Genomic DNA, 18,725 nt, shown 5'->3' with positions numbered 1-18,725 from the left:
AGGGGTAAGCCAAAGCAGCAAAGACACTTAGCTTGAACGAAGAGAAAGCCGCGTCATTTAGGCGCAGTCGGTAACATGCCCTTATAGGGCTAGAGCAAACCACCCGCTATGCGGGTGGTTATGATTTGTTCTGTGATGTATCAAAATGTTTCATGTTTACCATCCCTAGCTTGGGGTTTAAAAATCAACAGATTCTATATTTTTCCCGCCGCTTTTAACGTGTTGTAGCTAGGAAGATAACGCTTTGGATTAACGACACATAGCTGCTGAAAAACGGATGAAGCCTCTTCTCCCTGAGACAACATTGCTTCATCACGGTTCTCATAGTAATACCGGATAACATTCATTACTTGTTTCTCGTTTAGCATCAATTTTATTCCTTGATTTACAGCATTTTCCTTTTGAGCTTTATATACCGGGCTTTCAGTCGAGTAACTTCCTGTTCGTAACAGGACCTCTTCTGCGGGAGTAGAAGGATCTATATAGTTCAGTCCTGCACTCGCGGCATACTGCTGGAATATAGACTGGGACATACACATAGCGGAAATCTTTTCCTGCCGAGAAATGTCACTGTTTTCTGCCCCGGCGCTAAACACGCTGGCAAACAAAGCCCCCGCAACAATAATATTTAATGTTAGATTTCTACACATATTTTTATTCCGGCTTGTTGGTTTTTGAACCTCCAGATTCTACACCACCATGAACGTGCGATGAAAGTTTAATCCCATTTCCTGTAATTTCACCCTTCGCTGTTACGGTTCCACCGAATGTTGCATTTCCACCGTTACCGCCACCACCTTGAATAACCGCACCATTTAATATAATAGATGGTGAGTTTATTGTGATTGAATTTGATGAAGTAATTTCCGTTGTCGATGCGACTACGTTAATTTTATTCGGTGAGACAATATTTATCTGATTATCTACGAATTCAACATATTGTTGTGGTTCTGCGTTTAAAACTCCACCCAGATAAATTGCGTCTGAATAATTGTGTGTTCTTTTTGAACCTGGCAATGCCGGTGCTTTTGTTGCTCTGACGCTACTGATATCACGATCACAGATAGCAATTAGACCAATATCACCAATCACTGGATTCATAATGACAGCACTGTTACCACGCTGGAGGCGAAATATTGGAACATTATAGATTATTCCATTCTCGATTTTTCTCCCGGTTCCCGTCATATTATGCACCATCGGCTTGACATCTACGGTTTTCCCATTCGATTTAATGATAAGACCCAAAGTGATAAAAACATGCTGACTGAGAAATTGCCTCATAACAAAATCAAGGGTATTCGCCTCACTACAAAAATCAGCTGGCTTTGTTGTCAATTTTGGCATTGTTGTCACCCTCCTCTTTTACGGGAGTACCGTTAAATGATGTGTGCCACTGACCACCATCAAGCCAGGATGTGAGATAGTGCTCCGCCCCTGTTATCAGATAAGTGCCGCTAGCGTTCGGTAAAGAGGTTTCTATTTGTATCTTACGACCTAAAATAATTTCATTACTGAAAAGGGTAGTTGCTGTTATTCCCACGCCAGTAAATATGGGATAGCCAATCAACCCATATTTGGAAGACGTAAATAACAATTTTTCAACTTTCGGTTGACCATGCGGCCAAATAGTCACTTTATCAATCCCGAAGTCAGTATCTATATCTAACGCATTTGCGGCTTGCTGGATTTGATTAACAACATTTCCAGTAAAATTAGGATTTGAGATAACACCTTTGGCGCCATAATTTTCAACCGTTAGATCGGCTTTTTTAGCCATTGCAGTAATAATATCGACAATATCCACATCTCCCGATGCAGTGAACGGTTCAACTTCCTTTGCTCTTAGGCCAAACATCACACTGGCTGTTATCGTCAGGGGGGCATCAGGTAACTGATTAAAATCTGCATAAGCATCACTGATAAAACCCTCGAATATGGCATTACCATCCGCCCATACACGCATTAAGTTGAATTTTGCACTACCAATCCAGATCCCGCGATAGCTCAACGTTGCCATTTGACTGGTTGTTAACCCCCAGATTTGTAATGTTATTTGTGTCCCTGATATGCCGCCCCACGCCGCTATGTTGACATAAGCGCGTGCATTTTCGATAGTCAGTATATTGTTACCGCTATCATCAAATGTCTTGCCGTCAACTAGCTGAAATTCAACTTTGATATTGCGTTGCTTGTACGTCATGGAGTCACCTCTCTTGGGAAAAGGTAATATAATTTGTAGCGCTGCCCTAACCCTTCCCAAAGGGGATCGGATGAACCATCCAGATCAGCAAAAAACAACTCACCCTGGAATCGTAAATAACTGTAACGAACCATTTTATTGCAGTTGAGACACACAACTCCCTGCAATACAGGTTTATCATTTACAGTTAAGTCCATATATAAACCCGTGCTACGTTGATTGAGGCGTATCATGCATGACTGCTCATTCAATGTCACCGTGAACTCCTGAGCCTTGGCCGCCCTGAGCGCTATTTCAATCACGTCAATTTCCTCGATAATTCTTCTACTGCATCATTGAGGTGGTTAGTGGCACTCAATACAGAATCATTTAACGGACCGGTAATCGTTTCTGTCGCACGCTGGAAACCGGATGAAACTTTATCGGCAACTTGTGTTGCAGCACTAGAAACCGATTTTTTTAATCCAGTCAGGGCCTTTTTGACATCGGATAATGTAGCGTGTTTTGTTGCACCTGTTTTTTGTTCAGTGTTTTTGCTTGGACCTTTAGCCGTCTCATTCTTTGTTGTATTTGACTTATTAGCAACATTGCTGCTCATCGTCACTTCAGCAATGTCTTGTACGGCTTGGAAAACTGCGGTCACAATCAGCAATGTGACGCCGTTATCCTGCTTTATCCGATAATCGTACTTAATCAAATCGTAACTTGTGTAAGTGGTATCGGGTGTTTCGATATCGTAAATTTCGGCACTGGATACCATCTTATTCAGTGTCTCCAGGACATCAGAACGGGACGTTAACGTGAGATTTGTCAGATTAGGCATAGAACCAGAAAAGCCGGTCCATCCTTCAAATGAAAATGTCACATGAACTTCACCGGGCCGCTGCACTTTGTTGTACGATGTGTAGCCACCTTTCTCTATCGGTGCAGTGGTGATAGATGCCTCTCGTGTGACTTCTACTGCAATGAATGAGGTAGGCGTAAACGGCTTATCACCAACGTTCTGTCCGGATGCATAATAAATACCATACCCTGGGGATATCATACTGTTAACAGCAGACAGCAGATTGCCGCTACGGAACGCGCTAAGTACCGTTGTTTGATTGAGAGAAAATGCCATTATCCGGTTACCCCCGTTGAATAACTTGTTGCTAGCGTTGATCCACCTATTTTCTGTCGGGCATCGTCAACCACGCCTTTTACATTGTTAGCGTTAGAGCTAACTTGAATAGTTCCGATGTGGTAACTCTCAGAAACAGAGGAGGTTCGGTTGTTATTTACCGTATTCGAACAACGTTGTGCCGCCACATGAGCGCCAGGTTGCGGCATATTCGCCAAGACTTTTGGGATATAATCGCGGGTTTCTTTTGGTGCGGCACTCAGTCCTTTACGAAGAACATTTCCCTGTCCCCAGTTATAAGCCGCCAGCGCTTTACTCAAATCGCCATCAAACATTCTCATTAGCTGAGATAAATATTTTGCCGCAGCCTCCGAAGATTTCACCGGATCAAAGACGTCATCATCCTTTAACCCAAAATTTCTAGCTGTACCTGGCATAAATTGAAATAAGCCCCTGGCACCTGCTTTGGACACAGCATACTGATTACCTCCCGATTCCGTCATGGCAACACTACGTAATAAACCCCCCGGTAACCCGAACTGCTGCTCAAGTTGCGCTAATTTCGGTGATAGCCAACCCAGTAATTTCATGCCGGTAGTATTTGATGAAATGTCATCCTTTGACAATACATCTACCACAGCTTGAGGGATCAACAAATCAATTAACTTATTAATTGAATCGGTCAGCTTATCTAACGCGGTTTTTAACCAATTATTACTGTATTCCAGCCGCTGCTGTCGTTCATCCTCTGCCCGAATAATACGGTCGTTTTCGCTGCGTTTTTCTTCCTCTTTGACTTCTTTAACTACGGTCTTATCTGGCTTAGAGGCTTTGCCCTCCAGTTTTGCCTGATAAGCTTCATATTCTTTTTTACTAAAAAAAGGCGTCCAGTCGCTTGCCAGATAAACCCCATACGAATCCAGTGTATTTTTGGTCTCCTCTCCGACAATCGAAGTCGCGACTGACTCTACAGGATCATATAACGCATACCCGATAGCGCCGTATATTCCGGCTTTCCCTATAGCCCCTTTGCCTAGCAATCCGCCGCCACCTTTCCCCATTTTCAGCATAGATGAAGCCGCGCGATAAATTCCCCACAGCCATCCCGCAAACTTCAACCCAATCAGACCAATGATGACATTACTCCAACCACCTACCACATCCGCAGCCTGATTAGCGACTGAAATAATAAAGCTCATCTTATCGAGAAAACCGCTGACCGCTTTTTTAATCTCTTCCGGATGCTTATTCATCCAATCAGCTAAATCCTTTAGCCAGATATTGAATTGATTGATGTACGGCAAAAGGGCATTAAACAGAATGTAGCCTGTTTTCTCAAAACTCTGGCTTATCTCTGTCCACTGCTCACGGAAACGACGCGCAGCGGCAACAGATTTATCATCCACACCTGAATTGGCTGTAAATTTATCCACATCTTTGAGTGCGTGACCGGATGAGAACCATTGTTACGCGGCGTACCCGAACCCAAGCTCACCGCCATAGGCTTGCTGCTGATCTTTATTGAGCCTGGGAAAAACACCGGTCAGCTTGCGCATGATGGATTCGGTACTTTCTGAGGCAATATCAATATCCACACCCGCTTGTGACGCCGTTTTTAACAGCGTCTCAAGCGCCGGATCAAGCGCAACACCTGATTTTAACCGGGCTTTGGCATCATTAATGCGTGAAAATGCCCCGACAATCTCATTTGCGCTCACCCCGAATGCTTGACCCGCTTTTGTCCAGCCATCAAGCGCCTTAGCCGACATGCCGAATGCATCAGCAGCAGTACTTAACTGATTGAGATTGCCGGTAAAGCTGGCCACAAAACTTTTCAGTCCACCGAGTGAGACCGTAACACCCGCCAAAGCCAGGATTTGACCCTTTATGCTGGAAAAGAAAGAGGCGGCTTTCTTTCCTGCCGTCTCCATTTCTTTTGCCACTTTTTCAGTTTTCTTGCCGGTTTTGTCTAATGATTTACTGGTTTTCTTTTCGCCATCATTAAACGAGTCAACCAGTTTTTGCATCACCTGAGCCAAACCACCGATCCCGGCAATCACCGCAGCTTCACCTGCACTAAATTCAGCCGCGTCCAGTCCCAGCGTTATAACAAGTTCATCTATAATGTTTGCCATCAGTTTTTACCCTGCTGTAAAACGTAAGCATTGTGATTATCGACCTGAACAATCTCAATTAACTGCCAAAGATCCTCCACTCCATAAACTGTATCCAGCTCATGGAGTGTCGCTTTTCCTGACGAGATAACGGTCGCTATTGTGCCTGGGACATTTGTATAACTGACGATACCGAATGGCTTTGAGATATTGGAATAGCGTGGTGGGATTACGATTGGTCGGCGGTTTTGAAAAAATCCACGTGTAATTTAAGCACCTCTGTGCGCAATTTCAGCCGGGTAACAATTTCTTCAATGTCACTGTCGATCAGTTCACGTTTGATTTTTTTATCTGCCGGATTCGGGACCATCTGTACACAACCCATCAATTCATCAAGTAATGGCCTGGCTTCATCAGGAGCAATGCGAGAAATTGCTTTCAGTCCAACCACCGCTAATGCCGCCATGCCTAGATCCCGGAAATTATCGGGGATATCCAATCCCTCTCTCCCCATTGCCACCAATGCACGAATAGCCCACCATTCAGCCTGCGAAGCAGGCATTTCCTGAATGTAAAAAAGCTTTCCTTTGTCGCGATTATCATCATTCATAGTGATGAAGGTTTCTTTACGTGCCATTAGCTATATGCCTCACCTGTTATTGACTCCCACTCAATGACGGCCTGTGCCGCTTGTAAAACCTTGCCTGCGTCCGGCATGGTTTTCCATTGCTTCAGAACGCCGTTCACCAATGTGTATTTACGCCCGATGGCCAGAAGAATAACCGTCGCATTACATCTGAACACAGCGACGCTAGTACGTGATGTCGTCGCCCAGGTATCAAAAATGGTGCGACTTTCCGAATCAGGCATAATATGGATCGTCTGATTGATATTGCCGTAGATAAAACCCGCTGACAGTTTACCGTCCGCCCCACGCACAGTTTCAGCCAAATCTAACGCCTCAGTTTCGAAAATGTTATCTGCCGCAAATCCCTGTAATTGCACACCAGACGGATATAAATTAGTAACTGTCAGGGTAATTACCGCATCAGCAGAAGTGATTGTGTCTGACATTATTGAACCTCCGTAGATGCCATTTCGAATTTCTGAATACTGCCACCGTCGCAATACCACAGTGTACAGCTTGGGCTGGTGCGATTTGCACGCATAGAGGCAGACATTTCCCCGATATACAAGTAATAACCCTTCGCGATTATTGACGTTGAAACATCAGTTCCCACGGCGTTAATAATTTCCAGCTTTTGGGCAGCCGATAATGTTACGCCTGATCGGATACCGCCCCACAACTTAAACCGCTGGATAACATCACTCATTGAGGCTTCCACCAGCGCACGGCCAGCCGTGTTATAAGGGATAGTCTTGTTGGATTTGAACAAGGCAATAACCGCGCCTTGCAAGTTCGCATTCAGCCAGATTTGACCACAGAAGGAATCTAACCACTTAAAATTACCGGTTATTGTGCCATCAGCCCAGTAATTTTCGGTGATGTTATTGGCGGCATAATTGCCATAGAAGTTATATCCATTAGCAATCAATGCATCATAAACATCAGAATCGATCACATCAGGACTGAGGCCGTTCAATTCTCTAAATTTAAACGGAACACGCCCCTCCGTTCGCTCAAAATCCAGCACTGCCGCATAACCTAATACCGCTGCCGGTTTCATATTATCAGAGCAGAAAACAGGAACGACACTCCCGTAGCGATTAATACCAATAATTTTATGGGCGATAGTTTCCTGGCTGCCTTTCACTTTTGCCGTGCCGCTTGTTGTCCAGGCAACATAGAAATAGCGATATGCCTGACTACTAGCCCATGCGGATAATGCAAGATGCTGTTCATCTGTACATTCAAATACTGTCGTAAAACCGGCCCATTGCTGAGACTGCGTTTTAATCACGGCAAATAGATCAGGAACCGCCGACACTGTAGCTCCCTGAGAAACCGTTGCCCCTAGTGCGCCAGTGAACTTAAGAGCCTCGGCCCCATCACCAGTACCATAAGTGATATTTGTATCTTCCGGTTTAATGCTGCCAGAAACATTGATGATGAAAGCTTTACGGGTGGTATCGAACACAACCGTTACTGCCTTACCAATCGCTGTTTCAATGCTCTTTGCTGCATCCGCAAAGGATTTAACCCCATCAAGATTGATTGCGGCATTTATTGCTGCACCATTGATATTGAGTTTCAACGTACCGGACATTTTTTGCAGATCGGTAATGGCTACCCCATTAAAAGAACCTGAGCGCAACCAGGCCGATACTGCCGCTCGATTAAATCGCGAAAACAGTAATTGGCCGGGTGTCTTTGTACAGTTGTTGTACCCTGAAAAATAAATAGCCGCCATGCTATATTCTTCGGATGCACCACCGAAATATGCCGCCACATCTTCTTTAGTCGAGAATGACAACACCGCACCAACAGGTGCATATATATTATCTGTCAGTAATAATCCATTGAGATCAACAGCATTACCCGCTGCCGACAGCACCCCCGGATTAATTCTCACGTCTTTACTGATTGGAATTGCCATGAATAGACTCCACTGTTTTAGTGTTCAGCGTAATACTGTCGAAAAATAGTTGTTCTGTTGTCACAACGGGGTTGATTTGAGCAGTAAATTCAAATGTCCAACGCGACTCATATTGCTGTTCACCATTAATCATCGTCGTCTGAATCGGATCGCTGGCATAAAGCGGTACCATATCGATACCTGATCTCTTGAATAGCTCACTTGCATGTTCAGTACGCACTGTCGTTGCAATAATGTAAGCATCCTCATGAGCGAACTGACCGTAACAGTCAATTTGACATGTCCAGCGTGTCGTCCGAGTGATTAGATTCTCCCCCATACCTGCCGCTGCTGGTGCGTTATAGATCACTACACTTGTTGATAAACCAGTGCTGTTCAATGGTGTCATAACAATAAAATCACTATCCGGCATCGGTGAGCGATTTATTTGAGACAAAATAACGCTACGCTTAGGTATTAAGGCCATTAAAAAACCGCGTAATGCGGTTGTTATATCGTCTTGTGTTACACTTATCGTTGCCACTATTACTCCCCACGCTGCAATGTAACAGCGAATTTGCACCAATCCGGCCACGCTTCCAAAATCTGCACTATCAACCACACTTCACCATTAATAATCAGCAGATCACCCCCTTGCTGCCTGGGGCGGTTGACAGCATTAAAATTGCCATTCACATAAGCCGCTTTGAGTATGCCCTGAATATTCAAACCGTTTGTATGTTGCAGATCAGTAAAAGTAAGTGGCTGGATTTGTGCGGTAACGGGTGTTGTAATGTATTTCGGGATTTGCTTGCCACTGGGTGCTATATCATATCCCACACTTACCCATATCTCTCCAGGCGAGTGAGGATTAACAACCCCAACAGCACCAGATACAATATGGTGCAGGTTCATTCGTTCCCCTCATCAACCACATAATCAACACTATTTAGCATATGTTTTGTGTGACGTAACGGCGCATCAAATCCCTTTTTAGCTATAGTTGATTTTTCATTAGCCGGTGAAGTGAAAGAACGAATGGATTGCTGAATTTGCCCCTTAATAACTTCCCCGGTCATTCGTAATGCCACATCTCCGCTCATATCATTATCCCTCAGACACTGTGCGACAGTATCACCCCATTCATTAGCATGTTCGTTGATAGTGTTACGAAAAAACAGGCGGGGCCGCCTGTTGCGACTCGGATCACCAATCTCATTACTGATTGCCACCATTGCAACCGAAGTGCCATCGGGATAAGTCACATTTTTGAAAAAACCAGCCCGCAATTTTTTGCCTTCACCCACTCTTTTAGCTAATTGCTTTAAGTAGCGTTTTGCTGCATCACCCCCCTTGATACTGCTCGACATTAGCGCCTCCATTGAGTCCGTGGATAGTAATATGACGGATAGTGAGAGGGAGAGCTACCGGGGATGTAACGCATAGTTCTATATTGCGCTGTTGCCTGCCAGTACATAGCCCCATATTTTGTCTGCAAGAACCAAGCAGCACGTTCACTCACAGCACCCATATCAGCCGAAACGGAAACAGATCCCTCGCTTGCGCTGCTAACCCGCCCCACGAGCGGATTGGCCGCTGTTCCGCTAGCAGATAAACGATTAAGTTCAGCAATATGAGCAACAAGCATATTCAGTAACATTGCTCGTTGCTCAAGATCACTAACTGGGCTTTGGGCCGTATTGTTAAGATAGAGTGTTGCTTCAGTAAAATAGGTATCCAGCAGAACATCACTGACAGAAGAAAACTCTGGGTAACGAATGCGAAACTTCACGACATCAAAAACAACAACAAAGCCCATTAGCTTAATCCTCTTCTTTTCGCTGCTCGATATTCTTACCCGGTTTTTTGGGGTCGATAGGCTCCAACCCGTTCTTTAACTCGGCTTTTTCCTCAGCTTCCGTCCGGGCCTCTTTGAGCTTTTCCTGAGCAAAAATAAGCCCATTTTTGACTAATTTCGTATCGGCATGGAGTTCCAGATATTTGTCAAAAAATGCTTTATCAACATCATATGTCAATCCATAACCACCAATAATTGTTGATGAATTTATCCCGTTTAGCGTCACGCGATTCTCATCAATTTCAATCGTTAACCCGTGGGGCAATTTACACCCCACAATGACTGTCGCCATTTAAACCCCCAACATTTGTGCAATAGCGTGTGGATAACGAATAATCGCCCCCCACGTACCGGCTGATTTCTTTTGTTTAAAACTGGATGAACTCACAACAACCGCGTGTGCCCGCATTTTTTCAGTAAATGAGGCATAAGCCGTTTTTTCACCATCAAGCGTATCGGCAATCAATTGAACCAGCTCCCCTGCTTCTGTACTGTATTCAACCGCCGTTTCAATCGTCAGATTCGGAAAATTCTTTTTCAACTGATCGGTAACATTAACGTTGTATTGGTTGGTTTTTGTCAGATTGACTTCCGCTGTTGGCGACATACAAAGTTTCAATGGATCTGTTCGCTCCACCAGCCCTTCTGTCTGTTTTGTAAGCTGTTTGAATAGACGTTGGGAAATATCGTCATAAATTGCCTGCCCGTCTTTGGTTTCCCACGTTGTACCATTGGATTTTCCGTTTGCCGCCGGTATTACCGGCGCACTTAACCCAGGATCATTCAACAGTCCATAGTTTTTAAGTCCCGCAATACCATAGAAATAAGACTTATTCATAAACTTGTTTAGGGTTAATGCGCTTGCGGTATTAAGTTGCGCCGCTCGATTGATACGGGCCGTACCGTACATATCCAGCTCACGCTCCCCCCAGACAGTAAATGTTTGGAAATGATAGCTCTGGCGTTCCACCCAGTTCACGTTAGCGTCTGACATGCCATTATTGCTGTGATCACCGTATGAGCTCACTTCACCTGTTGATTCTTCAACTGGGAACTGGGTTGTCAGCGTTGTCCAGTCACCTTTTTTATTTTCACCGATAATTTCAGCCGCTCTCATCGGCGTGACCAACACACGAACCAACTCAGGATCGAGATAGTTAGTCAAATACGCAGGAACCCCGGCGTTACTCACGGTCACCATAGCAGGCTGTGCATCCATAGCTACTGTATAGTTATTAGCATATTGGGGATTTAAGTAATCGACGGCCTGTGGTACTACAATGCCGTATTCCCCTTCAATATATTGAAAATCTGCGTGTCGTTTCATTAGCTCCAGGCCCCCATTTTGACTAATTCACCCGCACCAGCAGCGGTACCGGCAACGAATTTGGTTTCGATAAAATCAGTGATAGTTTTTCCCGCTGCGGCGGTCTGTACCTCACCCGTTTTTAAGGATGCGTAAATCTTATCCCCAACTTTTGCGGGCATACTTGTTCGTACCGTAAAATCACCCGCAGTAAATAAAGTGACTTCACGTCCGGGTTGGATCAGCATAGATGCTTCACCCAGCCAAAGAGTGATAGATGCTTGTCCGTCACGCCCCACAAAACCAGACGGAGCACCCGCTCCCTTGTTCGAGACGACACCATCAATCACCCACGCAAAGCGCCCAACAGTCACACCTTCCTTACCCGCAATCAATGCGCCTTCCCCTGCAAGCAAAATGGCGTTAGGGTTAGTACTGGCAAATGCTCCCTCAATACCGGGGGCTGGATAGTGATTAATTTTGTTCGGAAAACCCATAGTTAAACCCTCACTAATTTAGATGCGGTGGGAAAACGTTTTTCAAAAGAATCTATAGCCGCAGAATCCATTGCCAAGCGGGCTTTAGGTTTTGCTGACTCGGCTATACTGATCTGCATTTTCACTAAAGAACGATAAGCTGACGGATGAACGCCGGTTGTATCAACCCCCATCTCATCAAGTGCAACCTTGTAAATTTCGTCAGCAGAATCCATTGCTACTACATCACCGATGAGGGGTTTAACCTCAGTTTCAGCAATACGAATAGCATTAATGCGATTCACTGTATCTTTTTCTGCCTTTCGAGTCGCTGCACGAATAGCAGCGTCCATTGCGTGCTTGCTGACGCTATCCTCTTCCTTTGGTTCTGGTTTATTATCGGGATCATCGTCCTGCGCAGGCGTGCCTGAAATTAACGCCCGGATTTTTTCCAGGTCTTCCTCCGGCAATTTACCCGCAAGCAGTTCGAGTACTTGCGCACAGATATCATCATCCTGCGCGGGTAGCTCTGCTGGCTCCTGTGTCTCCGCATCATCAGCAACAGCTTCAATGATTGAGGCAAGCTCCGCTGAGTCGATTTCCATATCCTGAGCCAGAAGGGTACCGAATTTATTTTTCGCCGCTTCCGCTATACTTTTCGCGCTATCACCCACTTTCAGTAATGAGGCAATTTCTTTCGGTGCGGCATCTTGTGCTAATTTCGGCTGCAAGTATGCCCCCAGCGCTGCACGTACAGCGACAGCCACCATTTTTTTATTTAACTTCATGTGTTTTAACTCCAGAGGGAGGGAATCGCAGACAACAACATCTGCACCGGCTCGCCCTTCTTCAACAAGAGCGACATGGTTCCCGACGATATCGCGCATAACACCATCATGATGAATTCCGTCATACGTGCCGGGGGTCATATCAGCTACGTAGTGATACGCCGCTGACAATTCTTTTTGTTCATCCGATTCAATACCCGCTATAGATTCAGCATCCCAAATTGCCAAGCTGTTTTTCAGGTATGTACCATCGAACATGGAATTTGATCCCGTTGTACCGACAATCAATTCTGTTGAAGGTTTGGCCGCCGTGACGGGAATGTGTTTTTTCAATAACGGCAGGTTATTGAAGGTTGCAGCCCCTTTTTTTATTTCATCAGGGTCACGCAACAGTTTGTACATACGATTAGGATCGAGTCCTAATCTTTGCCAGTTCGGGATTTCTCTTCCGTAATACGATGATACCGTCGCCTTAGAGATAGGACTTTCAACAACATGCAAACGCCCGTCTCTGTCGTATGAGCGTACAGAAGCCCGATCTAACGCCAGACCGTGATTCATAATATTTCTCGGATTAATTAGTTGCTTAGTTTAGGAATGACGACCTGCCAACCACACCCGCAATTGATTTCTTCACCAGGCATGATCCATTTGCCGTCAATATAAAGCCCTTTTGATAAATCGAACTCTTCACCATCCGCTTTCAAGTGTGATTGACGAAATTTTTTTGCTGCACGACTGTGCCGCCAGATACCCGTTTTAAAACCGATTGAACGCTGCCGGGCAGATTGCATAACAGAAGTTGCTTTATTGTTCTGGTCACGAGCAATCAGTGCTGCGCGGCGCTTAGTCATGCCGTAACGCTCTTGCAAGGCTTTTGTCAGCGTTCCAAGATCACGCCCTCTTGCTACGGATTGCATTACTAGCGTTTCAACTTGCGACAAATATTGCCGTGGAATACTTTTAATCAACCCAACATTCTCACCAATGACCGCCTGTAGCGCGTTATTCATTTCTGTCGTCATCGTGAAGGGTATCGAAATATGTGCAGCATCTAACGCATGGATTAACGAGGCATCCATGTTATCCATTGATAAAGCCGCGAATTTTTTCGCCAGTTTGTCAGCTAAAGCATCAAACTGCTTCAACCAACGCCGGGTTAATTTTCGCATTGCTGAACGCATCAACATCGCCGGGCTAGCATCCATTGCCATTGCTGCACCGCTGTTCTTATAGTTGGCGGATACCCAGTAAATCACTGAGTTATTCATCTCATCCACCAGCTTATATAGCTGCCTGCTGTACCATACCCGAACGCCCGCATTAGGTTTAATTTGCCGGAGCACTTGGTTTCTCGTTGGTTTCCTCATGTATTGAGCCTGCCGTTATTCCAGTGAATAGTTTTTTGGCATCATCTTCATCAATTGGAAACGCTGTAGTCACTATCGCTATGGCGCTTTCAAGTGAGAGTAATCCCTCCGCATATTTTGTAACTACATCCACGATACTGGATACCTGAGCACCGTTCAGGGATTCTTTTGCCATTCCTTGACTATCATGATCTGATTTATGTTCTGTATTACTGATATCGTCATCATCATTAAATGAGTCCTTAACATCCTCGCTGTCGTTTTCGATATCATTAATCTCAAGGGAGTGATACGGGCTGTTTTCATCATTGGCTAGACGTTCGCGGGCTTCATCTGTACTAATCACATTTGCAGCAATTAATACTGAATCAGTATCTGCATCGGTCTTACGTATGTTGGCTTTTTGTTCATCAGTCATTTGATATAGCGGTTCGAATGTAAAGCTAATATCAGGATCAATTTCGCCAAATTCGGATAATTGAATAATATCAATCATTCGTGCCAGCCCATCTTTCACCAACATTTGCAAGGTAGCAATAAAGTCATAGAAAACACGGATTTCCCCATCAGATGACGCATTTAGCCCACTCGGTGTGATACCGGTAAAAATAACTAACGGTATGCTACTGACTGAACTCATATGTTCCTGAGACTGGGCTTGCAGTGAATCAAGGCCGCTCAGCGGTGTATTGAACTGGAAAAACTCCTCTTCATTATCCAGCATCATTACTCCTCGGTTATCACGCATCTTATTAAACAATTCTGCACGATAAATTAACTGATCGGGACTATTCGTCTGTCCTTGTAATGTAGATTGAAGATTGGTTTTAAATCCAGACACAGAGAATGAATGGATCAAATCAGATACGCTATCACGTGTCCTATACCAGTTTTGTACATAAGATTCTGCAATCTGAGTCAGTGATAAGCCGCCGAAATTATACGCAGGTTTAAGCATATCGGTTAATGGCCGGGTGATAAATGTAATCAAACGACTGTCATGTACAGTCTTTGCCATCACATACCAACTTGACGGCTTATAGAAGTCATTGCTCAACGGGTTGTTAGCGTTATAAATCCCCGGATATGTCCATATTGGTTCAATAACGTTAAAACCAATAAGACTTCCTTTTGTGATTTTTTTAGGTGACAGAAATAATCTAGACTCAAGTTCAACCGGATCGGTTGCAGCAAGCACACCTTTTGATGTTCGCACGTCAATATAAATCTGACCGCGCCCAAAAAAGCCATCATGCTCAATGGCCTTTTTTAACCGTTCACGAACGTGGAATTTTTCAATAGCCTCATTAAGCACTTTGATTTTATCGGATTTGTCATCATCCCCCACTGATGTTAGCTTTATCCACTTACGAGTCATTTCTCCTGCAATGGTGCCTACCATTTTCCGATATTCGGGTAATTGTGACAGTTGGGCCAGATAAGGATAACCGGGAAAACCCACATCTCCCGATATACCACCTGTCCCCGTCACATATTCATAAGGCGTAGAATCCATTGCCATTAATGCGGACAACTGTTCAGTGGGAACAACACCAGGAGGGGGCCTGTACGGTTCAATAGGCCGAGCTATTTTTCGCTCTGTTATCGATCCGACAGTATCCGGATGTATATTCATCGGCTGAGGCGCTGATTGATCAATAGCCTGTTCAACTGGCAAAGCCTCCGCTTTCTTTTTATGTCTGAATCTGAAAAACATTAAATTCGCCCCAACAGATTTTTAGATATACGAAGTGGGTTGTTTTTACCTGTGATATAACCATCCAGCGAATAACGTACCGCATCCCAACAATGGTTATGTTTGTCGAGCACCACCGGCAGGACTTCACCGGTCAGACGATCGGTCTTGTATGAATAGAGTCTTGCCTCATCAATCATGTGCTTACAGCGTTCATGAATAATGATTTCTTCAAAGCCTTTAAGGTAAGTGATCCCGTCTTCGACACTTCCGGGCCATTTTGTAGCGCCGTCAATGATGAACCCCTGACGCGACAAGTAACTGATTGTTTCAGGTCGGCTGCAATCACCATGAATAGGCCACTTTCTAGCCTCTGGAATTGAGTCATAGAACTGGGGCATCTCGTCCAATTCAACTCCGACGCCATAGGCTTCATATTCAATATATAGTTTGGTACCGATAATGAAGCAGCGAATTAATGTTGACGGGTCATTCGCGAAACCAAAGTCAGCCCCATAGAAAAGTCGATCAGCTTCTAGCCATAGCTCATCAGAAAATGCTTCAACCCGGTACTTGCCAGAGAAAATAACCGCTTCACTGAGTGCTTTTGGCAATCCAAGCCAAATATGCTCATACGCTTCATAGTCGATGCGTTTGCAATATTCCATCTCTTGTCGGAGTACGTCAGGGAAAAAAGCGTTATCGCAATAGTTAACTTTTCGAATAATCACACCACCATCGGGCGGATCTTCCTGATGCCGGATCATCAGTTTGTATGTCGGGTCTTCCTCCTCGCGAGGATTAAAAGAAACCCAGACTTCGGATTTATTGGCGCGAACTGTCGGACCGAGGATATCCCAACTATCTTGTGATACCGTTTGAGCTTCCTCTACCCAACAGATCTTAATGCCATGCATCGACTTGATGCTTTGAATATTGTTTCGAAGACCTTTAAACGTGAAACGAGTGCCATTCCGACCTTCTATCTCGTTATTCTTGACTTTGTAGAAGTGGGACAGCCCAAGATCAATAACTTGTGCCTCAAGCAGCGCAAGGACGGAATCGTTAATAGAGTTTTGGAATTCGCGCGCGCAGAGAATCGTCATTGGTTCTATTACGCCCAACAATACCAGCGCACGAGCAATCTCTACCGATTTACCGCCACCCCGCCCGCCATACGTCCAACGCCAACGGACAGAACCTAATGCACGGTCATATAAAACCTCTGTCGCCCAGTCACTACTAAAGGCGTACAGAACACCATCAATTATGACCGGGCTATCTGTTTTCCCTCGCGGAGCTTCTCCATGTGAGAAGCCCACACATCAGCCGGGCAATTCGCAGGGGTCACAATGCAGACTTTTCCGTAACTCAGTCCAGCAAGATCGACATTGACCTCAGCCTTATTGCTGCTCATGTCGATACCGGTAAGCTGCGCAGCGTTCTTAATATTCGGCGCAACTTGTCCGAATTTCTTATCTGCTAACGCTTCTTTCCCGGCGCGAAATGACAATTCAGCTAAATGTCCAGCATTGAATGAAACAAGTAACGCCGCTTCGTTTCTCAGTTCTCGAATGCGGGCTTTTATTTCAGGTCTGCGCATCAATATGGATGATTGAGAATCAGCGCGAGCCGGAGAGTAACCCGCGCATATTGCCGCCTCTTTCATCGGCATACCCGCCGCTATATTCTGAGCAAACTGTTCGTATTGCGGTTTTAGAATCCCTGCGGTTCCCTGCGAACTTTCTGCGAACTTCTCAAGTTCATGTATATTGCTAACACTGCCTATTGTCTGACTTTTCGCTTGGTTCGCATCAGGTTCGCACTGCGTACTTTCAACAATAGTGCGACCCCATCCCTCAGTTTTCGCTCTTTTTCGAATCGCTGCATCACTAATACCGTGTTGTTTGGCAATCTCCCTGATTGAGAGAAGGCCAAAACGGTAATCACGCTCTATTCTCTCCCAGTCAGTATTTTTTGCCATCTCTTTACCTTAAAATAAAAAAACCACCGTGAAAGGTGGTCAACATGCAATATTTATTCAATAACAAAGAATCATCACTCAGTTATTGCTTAATTCGGCTTTCCGTCTGATATTTACCATTCGAACATAAAAATCATGCATATATTTATAATTTTCTTCACGTTTATCAATAGCCTCAAAAGGCTTAAGCCACTCATCAACCTGAGATTTGCACGTAATAAAAGCATCATTCACTAACTTCTCAGGCAGTATGTCTGCTGATAATTTAGGAAGAACATAATCATTTAGACATGTTGTCATAGGATCTGCGTATTGGGTTTCCGAGTACCCAATACAAGGTAAAATAAAAACAATCAGCAATCCGATAAGTTTTACGCAATTGAATATTTTTAACATCACTTCCTCCTTGCATGGGAGGATTATACATTAGGATTATCACTAGTATGCGATAGATACAAAACGCCACCACGAGATGTGATGGCATGGGGATATTCCTGTAGCTACTCAGGGAATGGACACAGAAATAAGAATTTATCGTTAGAAAATTATGTTAGTGAGGAAACATGAATAACATCACGATTATTAATTCATATCTTCATCTATATTAAGAAAATACGATCCAGCTCTCTATGTGTTATCTAACGAAAGGTAATAGACTGTCTATTCTTTAACCTTATCAAAATTAGGAGATAAACAGTGCTTGAAACAATTTCATATATCCCTATCTTAAAGACCAAAAGAGCTGAATTTAATGCATTAAATCAACTCGACACTTTTACGAAATCAAAGATTATTCCTCTATTAGAAATTGAGCCAGTTCCCATAGACCCTGACACAGATATCCCAGATAAAACATATAATGAAATGTTAAATGGGTTTGAGAGAAAAATTCTTTCTGGGTGTGATGGTATTCCTATAGTATTTTTAGATGGGATTTTAATCGAAGAGCAATTTATTGCTTCAACAGACACATATCCAATTGAAAATGCGATAATCCAAGCAAGAAACGCTGGGTTTAGAGTGATTCCGGTAACATCTCCGACCAGATCAGTTGATTATAAACAATCTATCAGCACCCTTGTGCAGAGCGAAATTTGCTTCAGATTAACAACCACTGATTTAGTCAATCCTCAGCTAATTACTGATTAACCTCAGCTTCGTTTAAAAATAGCGATATCACAATCCCGTAAATTCAAGCTCGGTTTTTTAGGTTGGAATGTATAAGCAATTAAGCCCGCGACGATTTCCAATAAAAAACCGAGCTGACTGCGGT

General features: G+C 44.2%; 24 protein-coding genes and 1 pseudogene. 1 reads left to right on the top strand and 24 read right to left on the bottom strand.

Features of this window, described 5'->3' with window-relative positions; genetic code table 11:
* Positions 1-194: 194 nt before the first annotated feature.
* The 23 genes from AACQ83_RS21885 to AACQ83_RS21775 form a co-directional block, all read right to left on the bottom strand.
* Complete coding sequence (locus AACQ83_RS21885) at positions 195-650, bottom strand: hypothetical protein (RefSeq protein ID WP_112879592.1); 456 nt, start codon at positions 648-650, stop codon at positions 195-197.
* 4 nt (positions 651-654) lie between these two features.
* On the bottom strand, positions 655-1,347 hold the full coding sequence (locus AACQ83_RS21880; protein WP_192881065.1) for a Gp138 family membrane-puncturing spike protein: 693 nt from the start codon (positions 1,345-1,347) through the stop codon (positions 655-657).
* Complete coding sequence (locus AACQ83_RS21875; protein WP_112879591.1) at positions 1,319-2,203, bottom strand: baseplate hub protein; 885 nt, start codon at positions 2,201-2,203, stop codon at positions 1,319-1,321. The genes AACQ83_RS21880 and AACQ83_RS21875 overlap by 29 nt, the downstream gene beginning before the upstream one ends.
* On the bottom strand, positions 2,200-2,505 hold the full coding sequence (locus AACQ83_RS21870) for a phage baseplate plug family protein (RefSeq protein WP_049582220.1): 306 nt from the start codon (positions 2,503-2,505) through the stop codon (positions 2,200-2,202). The genes AACQ83_RS21875 and AACQ83_RS21870 overlap by 4 nt, the downstream gene beginning before the upstream one ends.
* Positions 2,502-3,323, bottom strand: a complete 822-nt coding sequence (locus tag AACQ83_RS21865) for a phage baseplate protein (protein WP_112879590.1) — start codon at positions 3,321-3,323, stop codon at positions 2,502-2,504. Before AACQ83_RS21865 ends, AACQ83_RS21870 begins: the two co-directional genes overlap by 4 nt.
* A complete protein-coding gene (locus AACQ83_RS21860) occupies positions 3,323-4,756 on the bottom strand; it encodes a lytic transglycosylase domain-containing protein (protein WP_370446084.1) in 1,434 nt (477 codons plus the stop codon). The genes AACQ83_RS21865 and AACQ83_RS21860 overlap by 1 nt, the downstream gene beginning before the upstream one ends.
* 33 nt (positions 4,757-4,789) lie before the next feature.
* Positions 4,790-5,458, bottom strand: coding sequence for a hypothetical protein (locus tag AACQ83_RS24775; RefSeq protein WP_370446083.1), 669 nt, complete (start codon positions 5,456-5,458; stop codon positions 4,790-4,792).
* A 208-nt stretch (positions 5,459-5,666) separates the two neighbouring features.
* Positions 5,667-6,074: a hypothetical protein gene (locus tag AACQ83_RS21850; protein ID WP_112879588.1), complete on the bottom strand. Its 408-nt coding sequence runs from the start codon at positions 6,072-6,074 to the stop codon at positions 5,667-5,669.
* Positions 6,074-6,511: a phage tail fiber protein gene (locus AACQ83_RS21845; RefSeq protein WP_112879587.1), complete on the bottom strand. Its 438-nt coding sequence runs from the start codon at positions 6,509-6,511 to the stop codon at positions 6,074-6,076. The genes AACQ83_RS21850 and AACQ83_RS21845 overlap by 1 nt, the downstream gene beginning before the upstream one ends.
* Positions 6,511-7,995 carry a DUF3383 domain-containing protein gene (locus AACQ83_RS21840; RefSeq protein ID WP_112879586.1) on the bottom strand — a complete coding sequence of 495 codons (1,485 nt, stop codon included), beginning with the start codon at positions 7,993-7,995 and terminating at the stop codon, positions 6,511-6,513. The genes AACQ83_RS21845 and AACQ83_RS21840 overlap by 1 nt, the downstream gene beginning before the upstream one ends.
* Entirely contained in the window at positions 7,976-8,518 is a 543-nt protein-coding gene (locus AACQ83_RS21835) for a phage neck terminator protein (protein WP_080984995.1), read from the bottom strand. Before AACQ83_RS21835 ends, AACQ83_RS21840 begins: the two co-directional genes overlap by 20 nt.
* Positions 8,519-8,520: 2 nt before the next feature.
* Positions 8,521-8,889 (bottom strand): hypothetical protein, encoded by a 369-nt coding sequence (locus AACQ83_RS21830; protein ID WP_112879585.1) that lies wholly within the window; start codon positions 8,887-8,889, stop codon positions 8,521-8,523.
* Complete coding sequence (locus tag AACQ83_RS21825) at positions 8,886-9,344, bottom strand: hypothetical protein (protein WP_192881064.1); 459 nt, start codon at positions 9,342-9,344, stop codon at positions 8,886-8,888. Before AACQ83_RS21825 ends, AACQ83_RS21830 begins: the two co-directional genes overlap by 4 nt.
* Entirely contained in the window at positions 9,344-9,793 is a 450-nt protein-coding gene (locus AACQ83_RS21820) for a DUF4054 domain-containing protein (RefSeq protein WP_112879584.1), read from the bottom strand. The genes AACQ83_RS21825 and AACQ83_RS21820 overlap by 1 nt, the downstream gene beginning before the upstream one ends.
* 4 nt (positions 9,794-9,797) lie before the next feature.
* A complete protein-coding gene (locus tag AACQ83_RS21815) occupies positions 9,798-10,124 on the bottom strand; it encodes a hypothetical protein (RefSeq protein WP_049582229.1) in 327 nt (108 codons plus the stop codon).
* Complete coding sequence (locus AACQ83_RS21810; RefSeq protein ID WP_112879583.1) at positions 10,125-11,159, bottom strand: major capsid family protein; 1,035 nt, start codon at positions 11,157-11,159, stop codon at positions 10,125-10,127. It lies immediately after the preceding gene.
* Complete coding sequence (locus AACQ83_RS21805; RefSeq protein WP_112879582.1) at positions 11,159-11,635, bottom strand: structural cement protein Gp24; 477 nt, start codon at positions 11,633-11,635, stop codon at positions 11,159-11,161. The genes AACQ83_RS21810 and AACQ83_RS21805 overlap by 1 nt, the downstream gene beginning before the upstream one ends.
* 2 nt (positions 11,636-11,637) lie before the next feature.
* A complete protein-coding gene (locus tag AACQ83_RS21800) occupies positions 11,638-12,963 on the bottom strand; it encodes a DUF2213 domain-containing protein (protein ID WP_112879581.1) in 1,326 nt (441 codons plus the stop codon).
* A gap of 17 nt (positions 12,964-12,980) precedes the next feature.
* Positions 12,981-13,673, bottom strand: coding sequence for a phage head morphogenesis protein (locus AACQ83_RS21795; protein ID WP_112879594.1), 693 nt, complete (start codon positions 13,671-13,673; stop codon positions 12,981-12,983).
* Between the two features lie 58 nt (positions 13,674-13,731).
* Positions 13,732-15,489, bottom strand: coding sequence for a DUF1073 domain-containing protein (locus AACQ83_RS21790; protein WP_240000890.1), 1,758 nt, complete (start codon positions 15,487-15,489; stop codon positions 13,732-13,734).
* Positions 15,489-16,724 carry a PBSX family phage terminase large subunit gene (locus AACQ83_RS21785; protein ID WP_049582807.1) on the bottom strand — a complete coding sequence of 412 codons (1,236 nt, stop codon included), beginning with the start codon at positions 16,722-16,724 and terminating at the stop codon, positions 15,489-15,491. Before AACQ83_RS21785 ends, AACQ83_RS21790 begins: the two co-directional genes overlap by 1 nt.
* Before the next feature lie 11 nt (positions 16,725-16,735).
* Entirely contained in the window at positions 16,736-17,452 is a 717-nt protein-coding gene (locus tag AACQ83_RS21780; RefSeq protein ID WP_112879580.1) for a terminase small subunit, read from the bottom strand.
* Positions 17,453-17,530: 78 nt separating this feature from the next.
* Positions 17,531-17,848 (bottom strand): hypothetical protein, encoded by a 318-nt coding sequence (locus AACQ83_RS21775; protein ID WP_049582234.1) that lies wholly within the window; start codon positions 17,846-17,848, stop codon positions 17,531-17,533.
* Between the two features lie 300 nt (positions 17,849-18,148).
* On the opposite strand from AACQ83_RS21775, the gene AACQ83_RS21770 reads away from it, so the two are divergent.
* Positions 18,149-18,601 carry a beta family protein gene (locus AACQ83_RS21770; RefSeq protein ID WP_112879579.1) on the top strand — a complete coding sequence of 151 codons (453 nt, stop codon included), beginning with the start codon at positions 18,149-18,151 and terminating at the stop codon, positions 18,599-18,601.
* 2 nt (positions 18,602-18,603) lie between these two features.
* Here AACQ83_RS21770 and AACQ83_RS24770 read toward each other — a convergent pair.
* Positions 18,604-18,725 (bottom strand): annotated as a pseudogene (locus AACQ83_RS24770) (IS982 family transposase); the annotation flags it as partial.

Origin of the sequence: Photorhabdus sp. S10-54 (assembly GCF_963878145.1) — a bacterium.
GTDB lineage: Bacteria > Pseudomonadota > Gammaproteobacteria > Enterobacterales > Enterobacteriaceae > Photorhabdus > Photorhabdus kayaii.
This window is presented reverse-complemented; position numbering and strand designations above follow the sequence as displayed.

What these genes read in the sequence shown, in the direction of transcription:
- AACQ83_RS21830 (WP_112879585.1), bottom strand. Translation starts at nt 8,889, where the DNA reads ATGAACCTGCACCATATTGTATCTGGTGCTGTTGGGGTTGTTAATCCT.
- AACQ83_RS21815 (WP_049582229.1), bottom strand. Translation starts at nt 10,124, where the DNA reads ATGGCGACAGTCATTGTGGGGTGTAAATTGCCCCACGGGTTAACGATT.
- AACQ83_RS21850 (WP_112879588.1), bottom strand. Translation starts at nt 6,074, where the DNA reads ATGGCACGTAAAGAAACCTTCATCACTATGAATGATGATAATCGCGAC.
- AACQ83_RS21880 (WP_192881065.1), bottom strand. Translation starts at nt 1,347, where the DNA reads ATGCCAAAATTGACAACAAAGCCAGCTGATTTTTGTAGTGAGGCGAAT.
- AACQ83_RS21805 (WP_112879582.1), bottom strand. Translation starts at nt 11,635, where the DNA reads ATGGGTTTTCCGAACAAAATTAATCACTATCCAGCCCCCGGTATTGAG.
- AACQ83_RS24775 (WP_370446083.1), bottom strand. Translation starts at nt 5,458, where the DNA reads ATGGCAAACATTATAGATGAACTTGTTATAACGCTGGGACTGGACGCG.
- AACQ83_RS21800 (WP_112879581.1), bottom strand. Translation starts at nt 12,963, where the DNA reads ATGAATCACGGTCTGGCGTTAGATCGGGCTTCTGTACGCTCATACGAC.
- AACQ83_RS21845 (WP_112879587.1), bottom strand. Translation starts at nt 6,511, where the DNA reads ATGTCAGACACAATCACTTCTGCTGATGCGGTAATTACCCTGACAGTT.
- AACQ83_RS21825 (WP_192881064.1), bottom strand. Translation starts at nt 9,344, where the DNA reads ATGTCGAGCAGTATCAAGGGGGGTGATGCAGCAAAACGCTACTTAAAG.
- AACQ83_RS21795 (WP_112879594.1), bottom strand. Translation starts at nt 13,673, where the DNA reads ATGAATAACTCAGTGATTTACTGGGTATCCGCCAACTATAAGAACAGC.
- AACQ83_RS21885 (WP_112879592.1), bottom strand. Translation starts at nt 650, where the DNA reads ATGTGTAGAAATCTAACATTAAATATTATTGTTGCGGGGGCTTTGTTT.
- AACQ83_RS21810 (WP_112879583.1), bottom strand. Translation starts at nt 11,159, where the DNA reads ATGAAACGACACGCAGATTTTCAATATATTGAAGGGGAATACGGCATT.
- AACQ83_RS21840 (WP_112879586.1), bottom strand. Translation starts at nt 7,995, where the DNA reads ATGGCAATTCCAATCAGTAAAGACGTGAGAATTAATCCGGGGGTGCTG.
- AACQ83_RS21775 (WP_049582234.1), bottom strand. Translation starts at nt 17,848, where the DNA reads ATGTTAAAAATATTCAATTGCGTAAAACTTATCGGATTGCTGATTGTT.
- AACQ83_RS21820 (WP_112879584.1), bottom strand. Translation starts at nt 9,793, where the DNA reads ATGGGCTTTGTTGTTGTTTTTGATGTCGTGAAGTTTCGCATTCGTTAC.
- AACQ83_RS21865 (WP_112879590.1), bottom strand. Translation starts at nt 3,323, where the DNA reads ATGGCATTTTCTCTCAATCAAACAACGGTACTTAGCGCGTTCCGTAGC.
- AACQ83_RS21875 (WP_112879591.1), bottom strand. Translation starts at nt 2,203, where the DNA reads ATGACGTACAAGCAACGCAATATCAAAGTTGAATTTCAGCTAGTTGAC.
- AACQ83_RS21790 (WP_240000890.1), bottom strand. Translation starts at nt 15,489, where the DNA reads ATGTTTTTCAGATTCAGACATAAAAAGAAAGCGGAGGCTTTGCCAGTT.
- AACQ83_RS21780 (WP_112879580.1), bottom strand. Translation starts at nt 17,452, where the DNA reads ATGGCAAAAAATACTGACTGGGAGAGAATAGAGCGTGATTACCGTTTT.